Source organism: Cupriavidus lacunae (assembly GCF_003353055.1).
Lineage (GTDB): Bacteria > Pseudomonadota > Gammaproteobacteria > Burkholderiales > Burkholderiaceae > Cupriavidus > Cupriavidus lacunae.
This window is the reverse complement of record NZ_QKWJ01000001.1, coordinates 418228-436212: the sequence shown is the minus strand read 5'-3', so window position 1 is coordinate 436212 and position 17985 is coordinate 418228. Positions and strand designations below refer to the sequence as shown.

The following is a 17985-nucleotide window of genomic DNA, read 5'->3' as shown; positions in this document are numbered from 1 at the left end:
AGGCCGGCACCGGCCTGCACGACTACCTTGTGGCCCTGGGCGACGTATTTCTTGACGGTCTCCGGGGTGGCGGCGACGCGAGTCTCGCCGGCCCGCGTCTCCTGCGGGATGCCGATGTACATCGTCAATTTCTCCTTTAGCTGACGTCTTGTCTGGTTGGGCGGACCGACGTCTGGCCCGTGGGCGCCGAGACTTAAGCCGCAGCGCACAATTTTTTCGCAGCTTACAGGAATCTGACGCTCAATGGTGACCCACTGGTCGGCTTTTGGCGCGACCGCCAAAACGGGAGTTGCAGTGGGCGTTTCAGCGCCTGCCGGGCTGCCCGGCCCGGATTTCGTGCTGCGCCCGCGGCGCTGCACGATGGGCCCGCAACCGGTAGAATGCGGGATTGCCTAAAAATTGAGCATCATGTCAAGTGATTGGAATGCCAGCGTGACCGTTGCCGCCGTGATCGAACGCGGCGGCCGTTTCCTGCTGGTCGAAGAGGAAACCGCCGACGGGCTGCGCCTGAACCAGCCCGCCGGGCACCTGGACCCGGGCGAAAGCCTGATCCGCGCGGTGATCCGGGAAACCCTGGAAGAGACTGCGCACACCTTCGAGCCGCGTGCGTTGCTAGGGTGCTACATGGGCCGCTCGCTCTCGTCGCGCACCGGCACCGACGTGACCTATGTGCGCTTTGCCTTTACCGGCGACCTGGGCTCGCTCGATGCGGGCCGCCAGCTCGACACCGGCATCGTGCGCACCGTCTGGATGAGCGCGGAAGAGCTGCGCGCCTGCCCGGAACGCCACCGTACCCCGCTGGTGATGGCCTGCGTGGATGACTACCTGGCCGGCAAGCGTTTTGCGCTGGACGCGCTGTACACGCACCCGTCGGCGCTGCAAGCGGGGGCGCAGTGGTGAGCGGTGCCGGAAAACGTGTGGTCGTGGGCATGTCGGGCGGGGTCGATTCGTCGGTCACCGCGTGGCTGCTCAAGCAGCAGGGCTACGAGGTCATCGGCCTGTTCATGAAGAACTGGGAAGACGATGACGACAGTGAGTACTGCTCCACGCGCCAGGACTGGCTGGACGTGGTGTCGGTGGCCGACCTGATCGGCGTTGACGTGGAGGCGGTCAATTTCGCCGCCGAATACAAGGACCGCGTCTTTGCCGATTTCCTGCGCGAATACTCGGCCGGCCGCACGCCCAACCCGGATGTGCTGTGCAATGCCGAGATCAAGTTCAAGGCCTTTCTCGACCATGCCATGTCGCTGGGCGCGCAGACCATCGCCACCGGCCACTATGCGCGCGTGCGCCAGAACGCGGCAGGCCGCTTCGAGCTGCTCAAGGCGCTGGACCATACCAAGGACCAGAGCTACTTCCTGCACCGGCTGAACCAGGCGCAGCTGTCGCGCACGCTGTTCCCGCTGGGCGAAATCCCCAAGACGCGCGTGCGCGAGATCGCCGCCGAGATCGGCCTGCCGAACGCGAAGAAGAAGGATTCGACCGGCATCTGCTTTATCGGCGAGCGCCCCTTCCGCGATTTCCTGAACCGCTACCTGCCGACCAGGCCGGGACCGATGAAGACGCCCGAGGGCAAGGTGGTCGGCGAGCATATCGGCCTGGCCTTCTACACGCTGGGCCAGCGCAAGGGCATCGGCCTGGGCGGCAGCCGCGACGGCAACGGCGACGCCTGGTACGTGGCGCGCAAGGATATGGCGAACAATACGCTTTACGTGGTGCAGGGCCACGACCACCCGTGGCTGCTGACGCCGGTGCTGAGCGCATCGGACCTGTCCTGGGTGGCGGGCGAGCCGCCTGCCGCGGGCGCGGCGATGGCGGCCAAGACGCGCTACCGCCAGAGCGATGCCGCCTGCACGGTGCAGGCGGTGGACGGCGACGCGCTGACGCTCGGGTTTGCCGAGGCGCAGTGGGCGGTCACGCCCGGCCAGTCGGCGGTGCTGTACGACGGCGATATCTGCCTGGGCGGCGGCATCATCCAGTAAGCCCAGCCGCGGCATAAAAAAACACCCGCGTGATGCGGGTGTTTTTCCTTGAGCGGCCGGGGCTTCAGCCTCGCGGCGGCTCGGTATCGATGAACGACTGCCGCTTCGACAGCTTCTCTTCCAGCGCCGCCAGGTTGTGATGGCGCTCGCGCCAGGCGATATCGGGGAAGCGGAAGTCCAGGTAGGACAGCGCGCAGCCCACCGCCACGTCGGCCAGCGAATAGTGCGTGCCGGTGCAGAAGGGACGGTCGGCCAGGCCGTGCGCCATGGCCACCAGCGCCGCGTCGATCTTGCCGCGCTGGCGCTGCACCCAGCGCTCGCTGCGCTCGTGCGGCTCGCGCTGGGTTGCCTCCAGGCGCACCAGCAGCGCGGCGTCGAGCAGGCCGTCGGCCAGCGCCTCCCAGCAGCGGACTTCCAGGCGTTCGCGCCCGCCCTGCGGGATCATCCGGCTGACCGGCGTCAAGGTGTCGACATACTCGACGATCACGCGCGAATCAAAGATCGCGCCGCCGTCTTCCATGACCAGGCAAGGCACCTTGCCAAGCGGGTTGTACTGGCCGATCTTGGTCTCGGGCGACCAGACATCCTCTTCGATCAGCTGGCACTCGATCTTTTTCTCCGCCATCACCACGCGCACCTTGCGCGCGTAAGGACTGGTCCGGGATGCATACAGCTTCATGTTCTCCCCTTGAGCTTGTTATGAAGTGCATCGTCGCTCGGTGGCAGCGGCGGCGCCGGGGAGGGCGGGGGCTTGCCCGATGCACTTCATAACAGGCTACTGGAACGGCGTGCGCGAGTATACCCGTGGCGCCTGGCGAATGCGGGCTCGCGCACCGATGTCCCGCGGCCGCGCTTGACCGCTGCCCCTGAGCGGGGGCAGGGGTGGTAAAATCCCGCGTTGCGCAGCGCCGACACCGGTGCCGCGTGCGCGGGCGGGCCTGCCGGTGCGGCGCTTTGGACGCATCGTGCCATCGTTCCCGCCCCCAACGCTGACAGCGCCAGCCCCCGCGGCGCCTCTTGTACGTCGCCTTCTATTCCTCCCTTTCCCGGTTTCCAGCATGACCTCTTCCTCGCTTTCGCCGCTCACCGCCCTGTCCCCGATCGATGGCCGTTATGCCGCCAAGGCCGATGCGCTGCGCGAATGGCTGTCCGAGGCGGCCTTCATGCGCAACCGCGTCAAGGTCGAGGTGCACTGGCTGATCGCGCTGTCGCAGGCCGGCCTGCCCGACATGCCCAAATTTTCGGCCGCGTCCGAGGCCGCGCTGCTGGCGCTGGTGGACAAGTTCAGCGAGGCCGACGCCGCCCGCATCAAGGAAATCGAAGCCGTCACCAACCATGACGTGAAGGCCGTCGAGTACTGGCTCAAGGAACAAGTCAAGGGCAACGCCGAGCTGGAAGCCGCCAGCGAGTTCATCCACTTCGCCTGCACCTCGGAAGACATCAACAACACCTCGCACGGCATGATGCTCAAGGGCGCCCGCGAAGGCGTGGTGGTGCCGGCGCTCAAGCGCGTGCACGCCCGCCTGGTGGAACTGGCCAGGCTGAACGCCGCCCAGCCGATGCTGTCGCGCACGCACGGCCAGCCGGCCAGCCCGACCACGCTGGGCAAGGAAATGGCCAACGTGGCCGCGCGCCTGGCGCGCGCGATCCAGCGCATCGAGCAGGTCGAGCTGCTGGGCAAGATGAACGGCGCGGTGGGCAACTACAACGCCCACCTGTCGGCCTACCCGACCTTCGACTGGGAAGCCTTCTCGAAGCAGGTCATCGAGACCCGCCTGGGCCTGACCTTCAACCCCTACACCATCCAGATCGAGCCGCACGACTACATGGCCGAGCTGTTCGACGCGATCGCCCGCGCCAACACCATCCTGCTCGACCTGAACCGCGACGTCTGGGGCTATATCTCGCTGGGCTACTTCAAGCAGAAGACCAAGGCCGGCGAAATCGGCTCGTCGACCATGCCGCACAAGGTCAACCCGATCGATTTCGAGAACTCGGAAGGCAACCTGGGCCTGGCCAATGCCGTGCTGCGCCACCTGTCCGAGAAGCTGCCGCTGTCGCGCTGGCAGCGCGACCTGACCGACTCGACCGTGCTGCGCAATATCGGCGTGGCCTTCGGCTACAGCCTGCTGGCCTACGAGGCCTGCCTGCGCGGCCTGGGCAAGCTGGAAACCAACCCCGAGCGCCTGGACGAAGACCTGGACAACTGCTGGGAAGTGCTGGCCGAGCCGGTGCAGACCGTGATGCGCCGCTTCGGCGTGCCCAACCCGTACGAGCAGCTCAAGGAGCTGACCCGCGGCAAGGGCATCTCGCGCGAGGCGCTGCAGACCTTCATCAACGGCCTGGCAATCCCGGACGACGCCAAGAAGCTGCTGCTGGAGATGACGCCTGGCAGCTATATCGGCAAGGCCGTGGTGCTTGCCGAGCGCATCTGAAGTCATAAACCGCGCCCCGGACGGGGTGCTGTGCTGAAAAAGCCATCCGCGAGGATGGCTTTTTTGCTTTTCCGGCGTGGCCGGCAGGGCGGGGTGGAGCGTCTTTGTGCCGCTTGCGACTGAATGTCGCTTCAAAGCATTTGAATAACTTAATGAAGGACTGTCCTGCATCGGCGCACATCCACCCGCAATAATGCGAGAATCTTAAGCGCACGGGCGGGCTTGCCCCTGCCCGAAGCTTCCGCAAAATTGTGAAACGCCCGTGACGCGGGCGAGAGGAATCCGATGCGTTCTACCGCCAATGCCCCGGCTGGCTACGGTGCCACCGCGATCGCCCTGCATTGGGTCATCGCGCTGGCGATCTTTGCCGCGTTCGGGCTCGGCCTGTACATGACCGGCATTCCGGGGCTGACGCCGACCAAGCTCAAGCTCTATTCCTGGCACAAGTGGCTGGGCGTGACGATCTTCGCCATCGCCGTGCTGCGCGTGCTGTGGCGCGCGACCCATGCGGCCCCGCCGGTTGCACCCGGCACCCCGGCCTGGCAGGCCACGGCCGCGGCCGGCGCCCACCACCTGCTGTACCTGCTGATCGTGATCGTCCCGGTCACCGGCTACCTGTACAGCTCGGCCGCGGGCGTGCCGGTGGTGTACCTGGGCTTGTGGAAGATGCCGGCGCTGCTGGAAAAGAACGACGAACTGAAGGAAGTGCTGAAGTTCGCCCATATCTGGCTGAACTACCTGATGGCGGCCGTGGTCGTTGTCCATGCGGCCGCGGCGGTGAAGCACCAGTTCGTCGACCGCGACGGCACGCTGGGCCGGATGCTGCCGTTCTTGCGCTGAGCCTGGCCCGCCCAACTTTTTCGTACCGCGGCGCGGCTGCGCCGACCTGACAGGAGTCTTCTGAGATGAAACACAATTCCCGCCGCGGCTCGCTGGTCATCGCCGCCGTCCTGGCCGCCACCGGCATCGCCGCCAACCTGGCCTGGGCTCAGGTCGACGCCGCCAAGAGCTCGGTGACCGCGGTCGCGCGCCAGATCGGCGTGCCGATGGAAGGCAAGTTCAGGAAATTCGACGCCACGGTCAGCTTCGACCCGGCCAAGCTGGCGACCTCGTCGGCCAAGGTCGAGATCGACGTGTCCAGCTTCGAGATCGGCGATGCCGAGACTTCCAAGGAAGTGAAGGGCAAGGACTGGTTCGACGCCGCCAAGTACCCCAAGGCGGTGTTCCAGTCCACCAGCATCAAGAACGGCACGCCGGGCAAGTACGACGTGGCCGGCAAGCTGACCATCAAGGGCAAGACTGTGGACGTGGTGGTGCCTGCCACCTACCGCCAGGAAGGCGCCGTGCAGGTGTTCGAGGGCGCGCTGCCGATCAAGCGCACCGCGTTCAATATCGGCGACGGCGAATGGAAGGACACTTCCGTGGTGGCCGACGACGTCCAGATCAAATTCCGTATCGTGCTGGCCAGGAAGTAAGGCCGGCATTCCGCTGACGTACCCAAGACGTACCTGAAAGGTTGCGTCCCAACCTGATTTGTCGGGAGATTCCATGAAACTGCGTTCCCTCGTTGCCGCCGTCGCGGCCATTTCCGCAACCGCCGCCTTCGGCGTGGCTTCGGCCAATACCGTGACGTACAACCTCGATCCGACCCATACCTACCCGAGCTTCGAGGCCGACCACCTGGGCGGCCTGTCGACCTGGCGCGGCAAGTTCGAAAAGTCCAGCGGCGTGGTGACGCTGGACCGCGCCGCCAAGGCGGGCTCGGTCGAGGTCAAGATCGACGCGGCTTCGATCGATTTCGGCAACGCCAAGCTGAACCAGCACGCCAAGAGCGCGGACATGTTCGACGTCGAAGCCTTCCCCGAGGCCACTTACAAGGGCAAGTTCTCCAAGTTCAAGGGCGACGTGCCGACCGAGGTCGACGGCGTGCTGACCCTGCGCGGCGTGTCCAAGCCGGTCAAGCTGGAAATCCGCGACTTCAAGTGCATCCAGCACCCGATGCTCAAGCGCGAAGCCTGCGGCGCCGACGCCGTGGGCCAGTTCAACCGTGCCGATTTCGGCCTGGACTATGGCGTCAAGATGGGCTTCAAGCCCGAAGTCAAGCTCGCCATCCAGGTGGAAGGCGTGCGCGCGGACTGAGCGCGCGGCCCGCTGCGGCGGGTTCCAAGCTGTCAAGGCCGGCCATGCCGGCCTTTTTTGTTGCTCTGCACCATCCGGGGGGCTGCCAGGGCACTTTGTTGTACGACTTGCGACGGGCACAGTACAATGGCCCGCGGCAATCCACCTTGATCGGGGTATTGCTACTCCTGCCAAGGCGGGGGCAGCCATGCCCGCAACCGGCTATAGCGCATCACTATGAGCATTCGCTGCATGTCCCAATACCGGTAGCCCTCCCGCGACCTCCTCGCCTCTCATGCTGTACCCGGCCGTTCTGCCCTGGCTGTATGGCCTGCAGCGTTTCCCGGTTTTCCCTGGCGCAATACCGTGTATTCCAAAACGCAAATCGATCCGGTAGTTAGTTTCCGCAACTCGCAGGGCGAGCAGGTGCGGGGCACGATTGTCAATCTCCAGAGAAAGTCTCTGGTGATGGAGATCTACAATCCGTATTCGATCGTGCAGGTCAGCGAGGTGCTGAGTGAACTCAGCGTCCGCATGGGCGCCAAGAATGCCTACCTCGGCAAGGCCGTGGTCATGAGCCTGGTGAACACCGGCCTGACCGCGGTGGTCTCGCTGACGCTGATTGACGAATGGCTGGAACTGAGCAATCTCGACGACGAGCCCAAATCGGTCGCGCGCGAGTCGCTGCAGTTCGTGCAGGACTGGGAAAAGCGGTTCAATATCCGGCGTGACTACCAGATCGTGGTCAACGAGATGCGCGCGTTCCTGTCCGAGGTGTCGCGCTGGGTGGAGCAGGTCGACATGACCAGCACGCTGCCCAAGGAAGGCGATACGCTGCGCATGGACGTGTTCGAGGAACTGGCCACCCCGATCGCCATGAAGATCCGCGAGTATTCCGCGCGGCTCGACGGCGAAGCCGCGCACGTGCCGGAAGAGGACACGGTGATGCACCGCACCTTCACCCAGGCGGCGCTGCATCCCTTGCTGCTGCGCTCGCCGTTCGTGTTCCGGACCTACACCAAGCCGCTGGGCTATGCCGGCGACTACGAGATGGTCAACCAGATCCTGTCGGATCCGCGCCAGGGCCCCAGCACGTACTTCCAGATCGTCAATGCGACGTTCCTGCAGTCGTCCGTGGCCGCTGCCCACCGCAACCGCATCGAACTGCTGGTCGACTTCCTGGTGCGCATGGCCGACCAGGCCCGTGCCGCGGGCAAGCCGTTCCGCCTGCTCAATGTCGGCTGCGGCCCCGCGGTCGAGATCAACCGCTTCATTACCGAGTACCCCGAGCCGCACTGGCTGTCGTTCCAGCTGCTCGATTTCAGCCAGGAAACGCTGGAGTACGCCCGCGAGCGCATCAACGAGAGCTGCCGCCAGGCGAATGCGAAGGTCGAGGTGGAATATGTCCACCACTCGGTGCACGAACTGCTCAAGCGCCGCATCGACCCGGACCCCTCGCTGCGCGAGTTCGACGGGGTCTATTGCGCCGGCCTGTTCGACTACCTGTCCGACCGCGTCTGCGCGCGCCTGCTCAGCTATTTCTCCACGCGCACGCACCCCGAGGGGCGCATCCTGGCCACCAACGTCCACGTCGACAACCCCGAACGGTACAGCATGGAACATATGCTGGAGTGGTACCTGATCTACCGCGATGAGGCCGGTATGCGGTCGTTGCTGCCGTCCAATACGCGTGACGGCCGCACCTACGTCGACCCGACCGGCGTCAACGTGTTTGTGGAAGCGGTCGTGACTGATCCGGCCAAGGCCTGACCACCATGCTGAAAAGGACTTCGGGCAGGTATTCCCCCTACGAGACTGACCTGCGCGAGTTCCGCCTGGTGTCGAGCCGGGCGGGGGCGCTGACGGCCATCGTGCTGGTGATGGCCGGCGTCGGGCTCGACTACGGCATCTATCCCGCGCATCAGCTGCAGTTCTTTGTCGCCCGCCTGGTGGTCTCGGTCCTGATCGGGCTGATCTTCCTGCTGCTGGCCAACCAGGCCGGCAGGCGCTTCGTGCAGCCGCTCACGCTGGGCTGGCTGCTGCTGCCGCAGTTCATGATTGCGTGGATGATCGCCACCACCGACGGCGCCTCGTCCATCTACTACGCCGGGCTGAACCTGGTCATCTTCGCGGTCGGCATCGCCATGCCCATGGGGCTGTGGCAGACCATCGGCTTTGGCGTGGTGACTTACCTGATGTACCTGGCCGCCTGCCTGATCCACCCGGACGGGCTCGCGCAGCGCGCGCACTTTATCGTCAATTCGCTGTTTATCCTGTTTTCGATCGTGGCCAGCGCGGTCTACACCTTCATGAACGAGCGCGGGCACTTCCACCTGATCCGCCTGAAGGAAGAGCTGGCGCACAAGAACGAAGAGCTTGCCGACATCAACCGGCGCCTGGCCGACATCAAGGGCCAGATGCTGCAGCAGGAGAAGATGGCCGCCATCGGTACCCTGGCGGCCGGCCTGCTGCACGAGGTGAACAACCCGGTCAACTTCTGCCTGATGGCGATCGAAGTGGCGATGGAAGAGCCGCAGGCCAAGGAAGCCCCGGCGCTGGAAGAGTGCCTGGTCGACGCCAAGCAGGGCATGCAGCGCATCCAGCATATCGTTTCCGACCTGAAGACCTTTGCCTACCGCAAGCCCGGCGCCGAGGTCGAGGGCACGCCGTTCCTGTTCGAGAAGGCGCTCGATTCGTCGATCCGCCTGACCGCGCATGAACTGCGCGGCGTCACCCTGACGCGCGAGCTGGTCACCGACACCCTGGTGCTGGGTGACGAAGCGGCCATCATCGGCGTGCTGATCAACCTGTTCTCGAATGCCGCGCTGGCCATGCGCAAGGCGGGCACGGCGGCGCCGGCCATCCATACCACGGCCAGGTGGGACAACCACCGCCTGCATGTCACGGTACGCGACAACGGCCCTGGCATTCCGCAGGAAAACCTGGCGCGCGTGTTCGAGCCGTTCTTCACCACGCGCGAGGTGGGGCAGGGGCTTGGCCTGGGCCTGTCGATCAGCTACGCGGTGATCGAGCGCCATGGCGGCCAGCTGTTTGCCGAGAGCGAACTCGGCCAGTGGACCGCCTTCAGCTTCGACCTGCCGCGTGCGGAGTAACCAGCCATGAGCGAAGTCATGCAGGCACGGCCTGCCGTCCTCTACGTCGACGACGAAGACATGGCGCGCAAGTACTTCGCCCGCGCGGTCGGCAGCGACTATGAGGTGCTGCTGGCCAGCAGCGCCGACGAAGCCATGTCGGTGCTGCGCTCGGACCCCGCCCGCGTGGCGATCCTGGTGACCGACTTCCGCATGCCCGGGCGCGATGGCGGCGTGCTGCTGCGCCAGGTGGCGCAGGCGTATCCGCAGATCGTGCGCATCCTGGTGACGGCCTATGCCGACAAGGAGGTGCTGCTGCAAACGGTCAACAGCGGCGAGATCTTCCAGATCCTGGAAAAACCGCTGAGTGTGGGCAACCTGCGCGACGTGCTGGCACGGGCCGCCGAGCGCCACCGCGAGCGCACCCTGCGCCAGCACCGGCTGATGGCGATCGACGAGACCCTGGCCTTCCTGGCGCATGAGCTGAACACGCCATTGGCGGCCATTGCCAACTTTGCGCGCGGCATCGGCGCACGCGCGGCCGGCGAATACAGTGCGCAGCGCCAGGGCGAAATCGGCCAGGCCGCCAGCGCCATGCACGACAACGCCCAGTATTGCCTGGCGGTGCTGTCGTCGTTCCTGCAGTCGGTGCGCAACAGCGCCGGCAGCGGGCCGGTGCGGCGCGGGACCGCCAACGAGGTCAGCGCCGGCGTGCTGGTCTCGTCGCTGCTGGACAGCTACCCCTTCGCGGGGGAGCAGCGCAGCTGGGTGGAGGTCGATATGCAGGGGGATTTCCCTGTGCAGACCCTGCCCAACTGCGTGGCGCTGGTGCTTTCCTCGGTGATGAGCAATGCGTTGCGGGCGCTGGCCGATGTCGGCGTGCCGTCGCTGCGCTTTGTGGTGGTGGCGCAGCCGCGCGCCGAGATCCGCATCTGCGACAACGGGCCGGGCATTCCGCCCGAGGTGATGGACCGGCTGCTGGTCGATCCCGTCACCACCCACGCCAGCGCCGGTGGCAGCGGCCTGGGCATGATTTTCTGCAACCGCGTCATGCAGTCCTTTGGCGGCGGGATCCGGATCGAATCCGCGTCCGGCGCCGGCACGACGGTGACGCTGGACTTTCCAAGTTTCAAGAGTCGAAAGCATAGGAGTGACCGATGACCGAACCGAATGCCACCCAGGCACCACCCCCGGCGATTCTGTTCGTCGATGACGAGGCTACGGCAGTCAAGTATTTCCAGCGTGCCATCGGCGCGCTGGCACCGGTGGTCACCGGCGGCTCCGTCGAGGAGGGCAAGGCAATGCTGGACGCCCACGCCGGCAGCCTGGCGGTACTGGTGTCGGACCAGCGCATGCCGGGCGAGCATGGCAACGAACTGCTGCGCTACGCACGCGAACGCTACCCGCATATCGTGCGCATCCTGACCACCGCGTACTCGGAGCTCGACCAGACCGTCGAGGCGGTGAACCAGGGGCAGATCCACCGCTATATCAAGAAGCCGTGGGACATCACCGCGCTGCGCATGGAGCTGAAGCAGGCGCTGGAACTGTCGGGCCTGCGCAAGGAACGCGACCAGCTGGTGCGCGAGAAGCTGTCGGTGCTGCAGACCCAGACCGTGGCTTCGCGCATCGGCATGGTGCACGCGCTGTGCGCCAGCCTGATCGGGCCGGGCCGCTTCCAGCCGGTTGAGACCTACCTCGCCGCGGTCGACCTGGCTGGCGCGGCAAGCGTCGATCCGGACTGGCAGCGCATGGACTACGCCGACCTGGTGCGCGCCGAAGCCGAGCGCAGCGGCAGCTTCGGCCATGCCGTCGGCACGCGCCTGGCACAGCTGCGCAGCACCCATGCGGGCAAGGGCGCGGCCGATGCCACGGCGGTGATCGCCGACGCGCTCGGCAGCGAAGTCGTGCGCCGCGACGGCGATACCGTGGTGTGGGCCGCACCGGCGACGCTGGCCGAGTTCCTGGCGCAGCCGGTGGGATCGCCGGTGTCGGCGTCGCACGCCGCCTGGCTGGCGAGCCTGCTGTGGCTGGAAGAGGCTGGCGGCGCGGTGAAATTCGCGCGTGACGGCGAGACCGTGGTGTGCCGCGCGGTCCCGCGCAGCGAGGCCTTTGCGGCCGACCGGCTGGCGGCGTGGATCGAGCGGTTCTCGATGCCGGCCTGAATCTCCCGGCTGGATTTCCCAGCTGGATTTCCCAGACATTGCAGCCATGAAAAACGGCGCCCCGCGGGGCGCCGTTCTGTTTTTGCCGGCAGGGCAGGGCCTATGCCTGCGCGCCGTAGTTGGGGTCGTCGCGGTCGGTCGACTCGGACTTCTTGTCGCCCTTGACCAGGTCCTCGCGCTTGACGCCCAGCCACATCGCCAGCGCCGCGGCCACGAACACCGACGAGTAGATGCCGAACAGGATACCGACCGTCAGTGCCAGCGCGAAGTAGTGCAGGGTGGGGCCGCCGAAGAAGAACATCGACAGCACCATCATCTGGGTCGAACCGTGGGTGATGATGGTCCGCGAGATGGTGCTGGTGATCGCGTTGTCGATGATCTCGTGCGTGGTCATCTTGCGGTACTTGCGGAAGTTCTCGCGGATCCGGTCGAAGATCACCACCGATTCGTTGACCGAATAGCCCAGCACCGCCAGGATCGCCGCCAGCACCGACAGCGAGAATTCCCACTGGAAGTAGGCGAAGAAGCCCAGGATGATGACCACGTCGTGCAGGTTGGCGATGATGCCCGCGACCGCGAACTTCCATTCGAAGCGGAACGACAGGTAGATCACGATGCCGGCCACCACGCACAACAGCGCCAGCAGGCCGTCGGTGGCCAGCTCCTTGCCCACCTGCGGGCCGACGAACTCCACCCGTTGCAGCTTGACGTCAGGCGAGGCCGCCTGCAGCGAGGTCATCACCTGCTCGCTCTGCTGGGCCGAGGTGACGGGCTTGCCGTCCGTGCCCTTCTGCAGCGGCAGGCGGATCATCACGTCGCGCGAGGTGCCGAAGTTCTGCACCTGCACGTCGGTGTAGCCCAGCTTGCCCACCTGGCCGCGGATCTTTTCCAGGTCGGCCGCCTGCTGGTAGCTGACCTCCATCACCGTGCCGCCGGTGAACTCGATCGACAGGTGCAGGCCCTTGTGCCAGAGGAAGAACACGGCCGCGGCAAACGTCAGGAAGGAGATCACGTTGAAGACCAACGCGTTCTTCATGAACGGAATGTCGCGCCGGATGCGGAAGAATTCCATGTTGAATCCTGTTCTGTACTGCTAGTTGTTGCTGATCGTTCTGCTGATCGCTGACCGGTGGCCTTACTTGGCGACCGGCGTGTCGGTGGCGTTGCCCGGCTTCCAGATCTGGCCGATGGCCACGCTCTGCAGCTTCTTCTTGCGGCCGTACCAGAGGTTGACCAGGCCGCGGTTGAAGAACACCGCCGAGAACATCGAGGTCAGGATGCCCAGGCAGTGCACCACGGCAAAGCCGCGCACCGGGCCCGAACCAAAGGCCAGCAGCGCCAGGCCGGCGATCAGCGTGGTCACGTTGGAGTCCAGGATGGTGGCCCAGGCGCGGTCGAAACCGACCGCGATCGCCATCTGCGGCGACGCGCCCGCGCGCAGTTCTTCGCGGATGCGCTCGTTGATCAGCACGTTGGCGTCGATGGCCATGCCCAGCACCAGCGCGATGGCGGCAATGCCCGGCAGCGTCAGCGTGGCCTGCAGCATCGACAGCACCGCGATCAGCAGCAGCAGGTTCACGGCCAGCGCCACCACCGAGAACACACCGAACAGCATGTAGTACAGGATCATGAACACGGCGATGGCGGCAAAGCCGTAGGCGACCGAGTCAAAGCCCTTCTTGATGTTGTCCGCGCCCAGCGACGGGCCGATGGTGCGCTCTTCGATGATCTCCATCGGCGCGGCCAGCGAGCCGGCGCGCAGCAGCAGCGCCAGGTCGTTGGCGGCTTCGGTGGAGTAGGAGCCGGTGATCTGGAAGCTCGAACCCAGTTCGGACTGGATCGTCGCCACCGTCAGCACTTCGCCCTTGCCCTTCTCGAACAGCACGATCGCCATCGGCTTCTTCAGGTTCTCGCGCGAGACGTCGCGCAGCACGCGGCCGCCCTGGGCGTCGAGCTTGATGTTGACCGAAGGACGCTGGTTCTGGTCGAAGCCGGCCGAGGCGCTTTCAATGCGGTCGCCGGTGAAGATGACCTGCTTCTTCAGCACCACCGGGGCGCCGTTGCCCTGGGTGAAAAGCTCGCTGCCGAACGGGATAGGGTCGCCCGGACGCGGGCTGCGCGGGGCGTCGTTGTCAACCAGGCGCGCTTCCAGCGTGGCGGTGCGGCCGATGATGTCCTTGGCCTTGGCGGTGTCCTGCACGCCCGGCAGCTGCACCACGATGCGGTCGGCGCCTTGCTGCTGGATCACCGGCTCGGCCACGCCGAGCTCGTTCACGCGGTTGTGCAGCGTGGTGATGTTCTGCTTGACCGCGGCGTCCTGCACGGCCTTGCGGGCGGCGTCGGTGAAGGTGCCGACGATGTTGTTGCCGTCCATGGCGAACGCCACTTCGCGCAGGTTGTCGGCCAGCACGGCGCGCGCGCGGCCGGCCTCGTCGGCGTTGTTGAAGCGCACCGTCAGGCGCTCGCCGTCGCGGTCGATGCCGCCGTGGCGGATGCCCTTGTCGCGCAGCAGGGTGCGCGCGTCGCCGGCCAGGCTGTCGAGCTTCTTGTCGACGGCGCCCTTCATGTCGACCTGCAGCAGGAAGTGCACGCCACCGCGCAGGTCCAGGCCCAGGTACATCGGCAGCGCGTGCATGGCGGTCAGCCAGCGCGGCGAGCCCGACAGCAGGTTCAGCGCCACCACGTAGGTGGCGTCGGCCGCGTCCGGGTTCAGCGTGCGCGACAGCACGTCCTTGGCCTTGAGCTGCTCGTCGGTGGTGCGAAAGCGCGCCTTGACCGAGCCCGACTGGCCGGAAATATCGAAGAAGACGCCGTCAGGCTGGAGCTGGTTCTGCGCCAGGATCTCTTCGACCTGCTTCTGCATCGACAGGTCGACCTTGACCGTGGCCTTGCCCGAGGACACCTGCACGGCGGGCGCCTCGCCGAAGAAGTTCGGCAAGGTGTAGGTGATGCCGATGGCCAGGGCCACCAGGATCACGAGGTATTTCCAAAGCGGATAACGATTCATCTCTGGCCAGTCATTCAGCGGTTGGCGGGGCCGGCGCTGGCGTGGCGCACCACGTCGGCGGGGCCGAACCGGTTTGGCAAACAGCCGCCTGGCAGCCACGCATCGAAGCCGCCAGGGCTTCGTCGGGCTGGATCAGGCGGCTGCCGGGGCATGCGCGAACGGGCATGCCGGAAAAGACAAAGGCGGGAGTCGCGCGCGCGATCCGGGGGATCAGAGCGCCTTCAGCGAGCCCTTGGGCAGCACGGTGGTCACGGCATTCTTCTGCACGGTGATTTCGGTGCCCGCGGCGATTTCCAGGCCGACGTACTGGTCGGTGACCTTGGTCACGCGGCCCAGGATGCCGCCGGCGGTGACGACTTCGTCGTTCTTGGCCAGCGCTTCGAGCATTGCCTTGGATTCCTTCTGGCGCTTCATCTGCGGGCGGATCATGATGAACCACAGCACACCAAACATCAGAATGATGGGCAGGAAGCTCATCAGGCCGCCAGCCGCGCCGCCGGCACCGGCGGTCTGGGCAAATGCGTTAGAAATCAGCACGTTGATTCTCCGTCACAAAGTCAGTCAATTAATCGAACATTCTACCATTCGCACTCCGCCCGCCTTTCGCATTCTAGGGCGCAATTCGGGTTTGTTCGGGTGCGTTCGGGGCGACTTGCGGCAGAGCCGGCATGGCCCGGCTGCTACAGCCCGCCGGCCAGATCGCTGGCCGCCCCGGGGATGATCCGGCTATTCGACCACCGGCGGCGCAAAAGTTCGCGCCGCCCGGGTGGTCACTGCGTGCCGCGGGCGCGGTCGGCGGCGAACTGGCGGCGGAAGTCGGCAAAGCGGTGGTGCTCGATCGACTCGCGCACTTCGCGCATCAGCTGCAGGTAGTAGTGCAGGTTGTGGATGGTATTCAGGCGCGCGCCCAGGATCTCGCCCACGCGGTGCAGGTGGTGCAGGTAGGCGCGCGAGAAGTTGCGGCAGGTGTAGCAGCCGCAGCTCTCGTCGAGCGGACGCGGGTCGTTGCGGTGCGCGGCGTTCTTGATCTTGACGTCGCCGTAGCGGGTGAAGAGCCAGCCGTTGCGCGCATTGCGGGTCGGCATCACGCAGTCGAACATGTCCACCCCGGCGGCCACGCCGGCGACCAGGTCTTCGGGCGTGCCCACGCCCATCAGGTAGTGCGGCTTGTCGGCCGGCAGGCGCGGCGCCACGTGTTCCAGCACGCGCATCATGTCTTCCTTGGGCTCGCCCACCGACAGCCCGCCAATGGCAAAGCCGTGGAAGTCCAGCTCGGACAGGCCCGCCAGCGACTCATCGCGCAGGTCTTCGTACATGCCGCCCTGGACAATGCCGAACAGCGCGTTGGGGTTGGCCAGGTGCTCGAACTCGTCGCGCGAGCGCTTGGCCCAGCGCAGGCTCATGCGCATGGACTTGGCGGCTTCCTCATGCGTGGCGGGGCGGCCGTCGATTTCGTACGGCGTGCATTCGTCGAACTGCATGACGATGTCCGAGTTCAGCGTGCGCTGGATCTGCATCGAGATCTCGGGCGACAGGAAGAGCTTGTCGCCATTGACCGGCGACGCGAACGTGACGCCTTCCTCGGTGATCTTGCGCAGATCACCGAGCGAAAACACCTGAAAACCGCCCGAATCGGTCAGGATCGGCTTGTCCCAGCCGATAAAGCGGTGCAGGCCCTCGTGGGCGTTGACCACGTCCAGCCCGGGGCGCAGCCACAGGTGGAAAGTATTGCCCAGGATGATCTGCGCGCCGATCTCGTTCAGTTCCAGCGGCGACATCGCCTTGACCGAGCCATAGGTGCCCACCGGCATGAAGATCGGCGTTTCGACCACGCCGTGGTTCAGCGTGACGCGGCCGCGGCGGGCGTTGCCGTCGGTGGTGATGAGTTCGAAGTTGAGCATGGCGAATTGTCGGAAATCAGGCCTTGGTGTCGGCAGCAGGCTGGCGGGTCAGCAGCATGGCATCCCCGTAGCTGAAGAAGCGGTAGCGCTGGTCGACCGCATGGCGGTAGGCGGCGCGGATGGCTTCCACGCCGGCCAGCGCCGACACCAGCATCAGCAGCGTCGACTTGGGCAGGTGGAAGTTGGTGATCAGGGCGTCGATCAGGCGGAAGCGGTAGCCGGGGGTGATGAAGATGTCGGTGTCGCCGCTGCCGGCGGCAAGGGTGCCATCGGCCTGCGCGGCCGATTCCAGCGCACGCAGCGAGGTGGTGCCGACCGCGATCACACGGCCGCCGCGCGCGCGGGTGTCGCGCACGGCCTGGGCCAGTTCTTCGGAGACTGCGTACCACTCCGAGTGCATCTTGTGCTCGGCCAGGTTCTCGGTGCGCACCGGCTGGAAGGTGCCGGCGCCCACGTGCAGCGTCAGGAAGGCGCGGCGCACGCCCGCGGCATCGAGTCGAGCGAACAGCGCATCGTCGAAATGCAGGCCCGCGGTGGGCGCGGCGACCGCGCCAGGGCTGCGCGCATAGACGGTCTGGTAGCGGGTCTCGTCGTAGGCGTCCGGGTCGTGCGTGATATACGGCGGCAGCGGCAGGCGGCCGTAGCGCTCGATCAGGTCCAGTGCCGGCTCGGGGAAGCGCAGCGTGAAAAACTGGTCCACGCGCGGGCCCACGGTGACGGCGAAGGCATCATCGGCCAGGTGCAGCGTGCTGCCCTCGGCAGGCGTCTTGGAGGCGCGCACCTGGGCCAGCACCGTATGGGTGTCGACCACGCGCTCGACCAGCACCTCGATCTTGCCGCCGCTGGGCTTGTGGCCGAAGAAGCGCGCCTTGATCACGCGGGTGTCGTTGAAGACCAGCAGGTCGTCGGGACGCAGGTAGTCGACGATATCGCTGAAGGCGCGGTCGACCATGCGCACCGCATCGGCGGTGTCGGCGGGGGCCAGCCGTTCGACCACCAGCAGCCGGCTCGCGCTGCGGTCGGGCAGCGCGCTCTGGGCGATCAGTTCTGGTGGCAGCGGAAAGTCGAAATCGGAAAGCGTCAACATCTTGGGAAGGGCGGGCAGGCCGGAGCGGGGCACAAAACGGCACTCCGCTGCCCGTGGTGGCAGCCGGCATGGGTACAATCGGCGAATCCGATATTGTAAGGCCACGGGCGCGCTTGCCGCCGGGCCAGGTGTGATACCGGCTATTCGCCAGTGCCGCGCCAGCCACCCATGCTGAACCGCAGCGATTGCTGATTATTT

16 protein-coding genes and 1 pseudogene are annotated in these 17985 nt (G+C 65.9%); 10 read left to right on the top strand and 7 right to left on the bottom strand.

Annotated elements, in window-relative coordinates; all coding sequences use genetic code 11:
• Nucleotides 1–122: pseudogene (locus DN412_RS02005) on the bottom strand (NAD(P)(+) transhydrogenase (Re/Si-specific) subunit alpha); the annotation flags it as partial.
• A gap of 286 nt (nt 123–408) precedes the next feature.
• Here DN412_RS02005 and DN412_RS02000 point away from each other — a divergent pair.
• Complete coding sequence (locus DN412_RS02000; protein WP_208647546.1) at nt 409–900, top strand: NUDIX hydrolase; 492 nt, start codon at nt 409–411, stop codon at nt 898–900.
• On the top strand, nt 897–1982 hold the full coding sequence (mnmA, locus tag DN412_RS01995; RefSeq protein ID WP_078197823.1) for a tRNA 2-thiouridine(34) synthase MnmA: 1086 nt from the start codon (nt 897–899) through the stop codon (nt 1980–1982). Before DN412_RS02000 ends, mnmA begins: the two co-directional genes overlap by 4 nt.
• A 64-nt stretch (nt 1983–2046) precedes the next feature.
• On the opposite strand, the gene DN412_RS01990 is transcribed toward mnmA, so the two are convergent.
• Complete coding sequence (locus DN412_RS01990; RefSeq protein ID WP_115012959.1) at nt 2047–2661, bottom strand: glutathione S-transferase N-terminal domain-containing protein; 615 nt, start codon at nt 2659–2661, stop codon at nt 2047–2049.
• A gap of 379 nt (nt 2662–3040) precedes the next feature.
• Here DN412_RS01990 and purB point away from each other — a divergent pair, with 379 nt between their 5' ends.
• The 8 genes from purB (at nt 3041) to DN412_RS01950 (ending at nt 11792) form a co-directional block, all read left to right on the top strand.
• Nucleotides 3041–4417 (top strand): adenylosuccinate lyase, encoded by a 1377-nt coding sequence (gene purB / locus DN412_RS01985; protein WP_115012958.1) that lies wholly within the window; start codon nt 3041–3043, stop codon nt 4415–4417.
• A gap of 285 nt (nt 4418–4702) precedes the next feature.
• The gene (locus DN412_RS01980; RefSeq protein WP_115012957.1) at nt 4703–5257 is read left to right on the top strand and encodes a cytochrome b; all 555 of its coding nucleotides are present in this window, start codon (nt 4703–4705) and stop codon (nt 5255–5257) included.
• 65 nt (nt 5258–5322) lie between these two features.
• On the top strand, nt 5323–5892 hold the full coding sequence (locus DN412_RS01975; protein ID WP_115012956.1) for a YceI family protein: 570 nt from the start codon (nt 5323–5325) through the stop codon (nt 5890–5892).
• Between the two features lie 73 nt (nt 5893–5965).
• Nucleotides 5966–6556: a YceI family protein gene (locus tag DN412_RS01970; protein WP_115012955.1), complete on the top strand. Its 591-nt coding sequence runs from the start codon at nt 5966–5968 to the stop codon at nt 6554–6556.
• A gap of 345 nt (nt 6557–6901) precedes the next feature.
• Nucleotides 6902–8305: a class I SAM-dependent methyltransferase gene (locus tag DN412_RS01965; RefSeq protein ID WP_115012954.1), complete on the top strand. Its 1404-nt coding sequence runs from the start codon at nt 6902–6904 to the stop codon at nt 8303–8305.
• A 5-nt stretch (nt 8306–8310) separates the two neighbouring features.
• Entirely contained in the window at nt 8311–9648 is a 1338-nt protein-coding gene (locus DN412_RS01960) for a sensor histidine kinase (RefSeq protein WP_115012953.1), read from the top strand.
• A gap of 6 nt (nt 9649–9654) precedes the next feature.
• Complete coding sequence (locus DN412_RS01955) at nt 9655–10788, top strand: hybrid sensor histidine kinase/response regulator (RefSeq protein WP_115012952.1); 1134 nt, start codon at nt 9655–9657, stop codon at nt 10786–10788.
• A complete protein-coding gene (locus DN412_RS01950) occupies nt 10785–11792 on the top strand; it encodes a response regulator (RefSeq protein WP_115012951.1) in 1008 nt (335 codons plus the stop codon). The genes DN412_RS01955 and DN412_RS01950 overlap by 4 nt, the downstream gene beginning before the upstream one ends.
• 100 nt (nt 11793–11892) lie before the next feature.
• Here DN412_RS01950 and secF read toward each other — a convergent pair whose 3' ends face one another.
• The 5 genes from secF to queA form a co-directional block, all read right to left on the bottom strand.
• Nucleotides 11893–12864: a protein translocase subunit SecF gene (secF, locus tag DN412_RS01945; protein ID WP_115012950.1), complete on the bottom strand. Its 972-nt coding sequence runs from the start codon at nt 12862–12864 to the stop codon at nt 11893–11895.
• Nucleotides 12865–12927: 63 nt separating this feature from the next.
• A complete protein-coding gene (gene secD, locus DN412_RS01940) occupies nt 12928–14799 on the bottom strand; it encodes a protein translocase subunit SecD (protein WP_115012949.1) in 1872 nt (623 codons plus the stop codon).
• Nucleotides 14800–15009: 210 nt separating this feature from the next.
• Nucleotides 15010–15336 (bottom strand): preprotein translocase subunit YajC, encoded by a 327-nt coding sequence (gene yajC / locus DN412_RS01935; protein WP_078197811.1) that lies wholly within the window; start codon nt 15334–15336, stop codon nt 15010–15012.
• A 233-nt stretch (nt 15337–15569) separates the two neighbouring features.
• Nucleotides 15570–16700 carry a tRNA guanosine(34) transglycosylase Tgt gene (gene tgt / locus DN412_RS01930; RefSeq protein WP_115012948.1) on the bottom strand — a complete coding sequence of 377 codons (1131 nt, stop codon included), beginning with the start codon at nt 16698–16700 and terminating at the stop codon, nt 15570–15572.
• 16 nt (nt 16701–16716) lie between these two features.
• Nucleotides 16717–17787, bottom strand: a complete 1071-nt coding sequence (queA, locus tag DN412_RS01925) for a tRNA preQ1(34) S-adenosylmethionine ribosyltransferase-isomerase QueA (RefSeq protein ID WP_115012980.1) — start codon at nt 17785–17787, stop codon at nt 16717–16719.
• Nucleotides 17788–17985: the final 198 nt, after the last annotated feature.